Source organism: Klebsiella michiganensis (genome assembly GCF_002925905.1).
GTDB lineage: Bacteria > Pseudomonadota > Gammaproteobacteria > Enterobacterales > Enterobacteriaceae > Klebsiella > Klebsiella michiganensis.
In genome coordinates, this window is sequence record NZ_PRDB01000022.1 from 83,219 (window position 1) to 89,487 (window position 6,269).

General features: G+C 62.6%; 3 protein-coding genes. All 3 read right to left on the reverse strand.

Translation table 11 applies throughout. The features are described from left to right. Nucleotides 1–94: 94 nt before the first annotated feature. Entirely contained in the window at nucleotides 95–2,014 is a 1,920-nt protein-coding gene (gene mrdA / locus CDA56_RS27700) for a penicillin-binding protein 2 (RefSeq protein WP_004850811.1), read from the reverse strand. Nucleotides 2,015–2,199: 185 nt separating this feature from the next. Continuing rightward, nucleotides 2,200–3,996 carry an allophanate hydrolase gene (gene atzF / locus CDA56_RS27705; RefSeq protein ID WP_064357489.1) on the reverse strand — a complete coding sequence of 599 codons (1,797 nt, stop codon included), beginning with the start codon at nucleotides 3,994–3,996 and terminating at the stop codon, nucleotides 2,200–2,202. Then, nucleotides 3,993–6,269, reverse strand: a 2,277-nt coding sequence (locus CDA56_RS27710; RefSeq protein ID WP_139536112.1) for a 5-oxoprolinase/urea amidolyase family protein, incomplete at its 5' end; no start/stop codon positions are given. The genes CDA56_RS27710 and atzF, both read right to left, overlap by 4 nt.

Sequence of the window (6,269 nt, forward strand, 5' to 3'; positions counted from 1 at the left end):
TTTTTCACAGCAATACAGAACGCTACTATGAGCAAAAGCGCCGGCGGCGGCAAATAACCAATCCGCTAACGCTTATGCTCAGAGTGAATAACGTTTACTGCGCGTCGGCGCTCTCCACCTGCGGCACCGTCGACGTCGCGCCCTGTTCCGCCGGCGCGTTGGCCGGGTCGAAGATATGGTCGAGGATGGCGCGCGCCGTCGGTCCCGCAACCACGCCATCGCCGCCGCCGTTCTCCAGAATCAGCGCCATCGCCACCTTCGGATGCTGATAGGGGGCAAACAGGGTATAGAAGATATGGTCGCGCAGGCGCACCGGGATCATCTTCGCGTTGTAGGTCTGGTTCTCCTTCAGGCTGAAGACCTGGGACGTCCCGGATTTTGCGGCGATCTGGTACGGCGCGGTATGGAACAGCTTATAGCCGGTGCCGTTTGGCAGGTTCGCCATGCCGTACATGCCGTTGCGCACCACGCCCCAGTACGGCGAATGCGGATCGCCAACCTGCGGCAGATCCTGCGGCGGCTGATAGCGCTCGACCTTATTACCCTGCTTCATGGAGTAAAGCAGATGCGGATTTTGCACTTTGCCGTTATTAATCAGGGTCGTCAGCGCCTTGACCATCTGGATCGGCGTGGCAATCCAGTAGCCCTGACCGATACCGACGGAAATGGTATCCCCCTGATACCACGGTTTTTTATGCACCCGCTGTTTCCACTCCCGGCTCGGCAGCACCCCGGCATACTCTTCGTTAAGATCGATGCCGGTAGACTGACCGTAGCCAAACTTGCTTAGCCACTCGTGAATGCGGTCGATGCCCATCTCAAACGCCACCTGATAGAAGAAGGTATCCGCCGATTCTTCTATCGCTTTGGTGACGTTAAGCATGCCGTGGCCGCTCTTCAGCCAGTCGCGGTAGCGGCGCTGGGTCCCCGGCAGCGTCCAGGTCGGCGCGCCGAAGAAGGAAGTGGTTGGCGTGATCACGCCCGCCGACAGCGCCGACAGCGCCATGTAGGGCTTCACCGTCGACGCGGGCGGATAGAGCCCCTGGGTGACCCGGTTAATCAGCGGCCGGTCCGGGTTATCGAGCAGCGAACGGTAGGCCTGATAGCCGATGCCCCTGACAAAGGGATTGGGATCGTAGCTGGGGCTCGACACCATGGCCAGCACGCCGCCATCGCGCGGATCGACGGCCACTACCGCCGCGCGCTGCCCCTTCAGCACCGATTCGATATACTGCTGCAGGTGCAGATCCAGCGTCAGGTAGATGTTCTTCCCGGCCACCGGCGGGACCTCTTTTAGCAGACGCACGACCCGCCCGTGGTTATCCACTTCCACTTCCTGATAGCCGGTGGTGCCGTGCAGCGCTTTCTCGTAGTAGCCTTCAATGCCCTGCTTGCCGATATTGTGGTCGGCGGCGTAGTTCTCTTCTTCCCCGGCTTTGGCCAGCTTTTGCAGATCGCTGTCGTTGATCTTCGAGACATAGCCAACCACGTGCGCCAGTTCGGCGCCGTAGGGGTAAGCGCGCTGCTGATAGCTCTCCACCGTGACGCCGGGGAAATGAAACTCATTGACCGCAAAACGCGCTACTTCAACATCGCTCAGGTCCGATTTTAACGTCACCTCTTTGTAGCGGCTGTTGTGGTGCATATCGTCGCGGAAGTCGGCGATATCCTGCGGGGTTAAATCAACGATCGGCGTCAGCTGCTGCAGCAGCGCCGTCATATCGGCGATTTTGCTCGGGATCACCTGCAAACGGTAGAGGGTAATATTTTGTACCAGCGGGATGCCGTTGCGGTCGAAAATCAGCCCCCGGCTCGGCGCGATGGGCAGCATTTTAATGTCGTTCTGGTTTGAACGCGTCTGATAAAAGTCGTGCTGATCCACCTGCAGGCGGTAAAGATTAAGGATCAGGATGGCGAAGCAAATCACCACCAGTAGAAACGCAATGACGGCACGGCGGATAAATAGCATCTTTTCCGCTGAATGGTCGCGAATTTCATCTCTCATTAGGGACATTAGCGGTCATTTACCTGGGTTACAAAGTGCCTGAAAAGGGAAAAGCGGGGAAGAATAGCGTTATCGCAGCGGGAGCCCTACCTAAAGGTTGCTAATGATCTGGCAGAAATGTTTCAGCATGTTAGAAATTTAATGTGACACTGTCACCAACCCCCTCCATCAAAAAGCGATGGAGGGGTTGTAGTTTAACGTGCCAGCCAGGCGCGCCAGCCGCCGTAGGCGGTAATCTCCGTGGCCTCGCCTAATCCGTTGGCTTCGCAGATAAAGCCCGCTAACCGGCGTCCGTCGGCAAGCTCAACTTTTCCCAGGCCCAGCGGCGCGGGGATGGCCGCCAGCAGCGAACCGACCTCCGCGCTGGGTAGCTCCCACACTTCAACCGCGATCGACGCCCCGCCGCTATCGGCGCGAACCATCGCCGGGCGTTTGCCGTCCGCGAGAGCGTATAAACGATAGTGGGGCGCGCTGCGGGTCGCCTGCAGCAGCCGACCGCCCCGCGCCAGCAGCTGGCCGTTAAGCGGCAGGCCAGAAAGATGAGCGCCGCAAACAACCAGCGCCATTCGGTCATGGCCGGCGACGCGTTCAGGCGGAGGGGTCTCCAGCCGCGCTCCGCCCGGCAGCGGCAGCCGCTCAGCGCGCTGAAACGCATCGGCCAGGCCCAGTAAATACTGGTCGGTAAAGGCCCGGCCAAACAGCGTGACGCCCGAAGGCAATCCGTCCGGCATAAATCCGCATGGCACGCTCACCGCGGCATAGTCCAGCAGGTTCATAAAGTTGGTGTAGTACCCGAGATCGGCGTTGCGCGCGATCGGCTCCGCCTCCAGCTCGTCAAGCGTCACCGGGCGCGGATAGGTGGGCGTCAGCACGCAGTCCAGGGTCTCGAGTATCGCGTCGCACCGGGCTTTGTACTGCTGTAGCTGATAGATCGCCGTAAAGGTCGCCGTGGCATCGGTGCCCGGCGCTTTTGCCAGCACGTCGCGAATAACCGGCAGCACCGCCTCCGGCTGCCGCGCCATCAGCGGACCGACCACCGCGTAGCGTTCGGCGACCCACGGCCCGTCATACAGCAGCCGGGCTGCCGCCAGAAACGGCGTGAAATCAATCTCAACTGCCACCCCGCCCAGCGCCGTCAGCCGTTGCCGGGCCTGGGAAAACAGGCGTTCGCTTGCGCGGCAGCCGAGGAAATTGAGCTCGCGCGGAACGCCAAAACGAAACCCCGCGGACGGCCTGCCGAACGCCTGACGGCTGTTCCACTGAGGATTACGGCGGCTCCAGGCGTCCTGCGGATCGCACTGTGCGACGAGCGCCAGCAGCTGGCTGGCCTCGTCGGCGGTGGGGCTGAAAAAGGTCACGCAGTCTAACGTACGACAGGCGGGGACCACCCCTGCGGTGGATATCAGCCCTTTACTGGCCTTCAGACCCACCAGGTTATTCAGCCCTGCCGGGACGCGGCCGCTACCGGCGGTATCCGTGCCCAACGAGAAGCTGGCAACGCCCAGCGCCACCGCCAGCGCGGAACCAGCGCTGGAACCGCCGGAGGGATACTCCGCATGATAGCTATTGCGGCAGCGACCGTACGGCGATCGGGTACCGTTCAGACCGGTAGCAAACTGATCGAGATTGGTTTTACCGACCGGCACGGCGCCCAGCGCAATCAGCTGAGCGACAATCGTCGCGCTCTGCTCCGCCCGATACGCAAACGCCGGACAGGCCGCGGTGGTGACAATCTCCGCCAGATCGATATTGTCTTTGATGGCGAACGGCACGCCGTACAGCGGCAGCGCGGCCGGCGAAAGGCCATCCAGCGCCGCCAGAAATGGCTCCTGCTCCTCTTCGCTCAGAATATGGATAAACAACCGGAACTCGGGGTTCAGCGCCTGCGCCCGCTGGCGGATGTCCGCCAGCACGCTGCGCGGTGTGGTTTTACCGGTGCGGTAACGCTCCGCCAGGGTTGCCAGGCGTAAATCAAACGTCTGCTGCATCATGCCTTCTCCTCAATAATCACCGCCACCCGCTGCCCGGCGCGTACCGCGCTGCCCGGCTGTACGTGAACCTGTTGAATAACGCCATCGCAGGGGGCCAGCAGCGGGATCTCCATCTTCATCGACTCCAGCACGACCAGCACATCCCCCGCGCGGACCCGGCTGCCTGCCGCCGTTTGTACTTGCCACAGGTTTCCGGAAATCGGGCTTTCCACCCCCTGTTCGCCCTGCCGCAGCGGCGCGTCTCCGCCCTCATCCACGGCGCTCTCCTGGCTGTCAAAATGGGCCTGCCCGCTGGCTATCCAGCGATCGCGTTCGGCGTTAAACGCCTGCTGCTGATGCTCGCGAAACGCGCCGATGCTGTGCGCTTCGCGGCGGAGAAACTGCTGGTATTCCGCCAGCCGCAGCGTGCTGTGCTCAATGCGCAGCGGGTAGCGTCCGAGCGGGAAATCGCGGCGAATCTGCAGCAGCTCTTCGGCCGAAACCGGATAGAAACGCAGTTGGTCGAAGAAACGCAGCAGCCAGGGTTTGCCGGCAAAATCCGCTACTTCGCGATAGCGATTCCACATCTGCAGGGTCCGGCCAACGAACTGATAGCCGCCGGGCCCCTCCATGCCGTAGACGCACAGATAGGCCCCGCCGATGCCGACCGAGTTTTCCGCCGTCCAGGTGCGCGCCGGGTTGTACTTGGTGGTAACCAGGCGATGGCGCGGGTCAAGCGGCGTCGCCACCGGCGCGCCGAGATAAACATCGCCCAGCCCCATCACCAGATAGCTGGCGTCAAATACCGTATTCCATACCGCCTGTTCATCGGGCAGATCGTTGATGCGACGTATAAATTCCAGATTACTCGGGCACCAGGGCGCGTCCTGGCGCACGGTGGTCATATATTTATCGATTGCCCTGCGGCAGGCCGGATCGTCCCAGGAGAGCGGCAGATGCACCACGCGCGTCGGCACCTGCAGATCGTCGCTCAGGCAGACCGTGGACCACTCGCCGCGCACCCACGCCAGCAGCGTCTCAAGGGGCAACGTTTCCGGCTGAAAATGGATTTGCAGCGAACGAATCCCCGGGGTGATATCGATCGCGCCGTCTCTTGATTGCGCTTCCAGGGCCTGCATCAGAGCGTGAATGCGGAAACGCAGAACCAGATCCAGCTCCGGCTCCCCGGCTTCCAGCAGCAGATGCGTATCGCCGGAGAGTCGCGCCACCAGGCGTTTGTCCGCCTCGCCGCAGGTCATCACGACAGGCGACGTCAGCGGAGCGGGCTGCCAGGCTATCGCCTGGTGACTTAGGGTCGCCAGCTCGGCGCGCCGCCCTTCCGCCAGCCGCCGGGCGGTGGGTAAATCCACCGCCACGAAACGTACCTTATCCCCGGCCTTGAGCTGGCCTAACTGCCAGAGGTCGGCTTCAATCACCGTGACCGGGCAGACAAAACCGCCGAGGCTCGGCCCGTCCGGTCCAAGGATCACCGGCATATCGCCGGTAAAATCGACCGCGCCCACCGCGTAAGGGTTATCGTGAATATTCGACGGATGAAGCCCCGCTTCGCCGCCGCTGTCGCGGGCCCACAGCGGCTTGGGGCCAATCAGGCGCACGCCGGTGCGGCTGGAGTTAAAGTGGACCGCCCACTCCGTGGCGAAAAACGTCGCGATATATTCCGGCGCAAAGAATTCCGGCGCGCCGTGGGGGCCGTAAATCACCCGCAGCGTCCGCACCTCAGCCAGCGCCGTGCGTAGCGTGGCGGGTAGTTGATCCCCGCTTCTGGCGGCGGCGTGCGGCGCCAGATGCAGCACGTCGCCTCCGCGCAGCGCCCGTCCGCCGTGGCCGCCAAACTGGCCGAGGGTAAAGGTGCTTTTACTCCCCAGATAGTCCGGTACCTGAATGCCGCCGCTCAGGCAGAGATAGCTTCTGACTCCCGCGCCGCTTATCGGGCCCAGCTTCAGGGTCGCCCCCGCCGGAATAGTCAATACGCAGTCCAGCGGCTGGTCTACGCCATCGAGCGTCACCGCCAATGGCGCGCCGCACACCACCGCCTGAACGTCGGTATTAAATTTCAGGGTCGGCCCGTTGAGGGTGATTTCCAGCGCGGCCGCTCCCTCGGCATTGCCCAGCAGGCGGTTGCCGAGACGCAGGGCGCGATCGTCCATCGGCCCCGACGGCGGTACGCCCACCGCCCAGTACCCCAAACGTCCCGGATAGTCCTGCACGCTGGTCTGGGTTCCGGCGCTCAGCACCTCCACGGTCGCCGCGCGGTAGCGCAGCTGCTCAAGGCA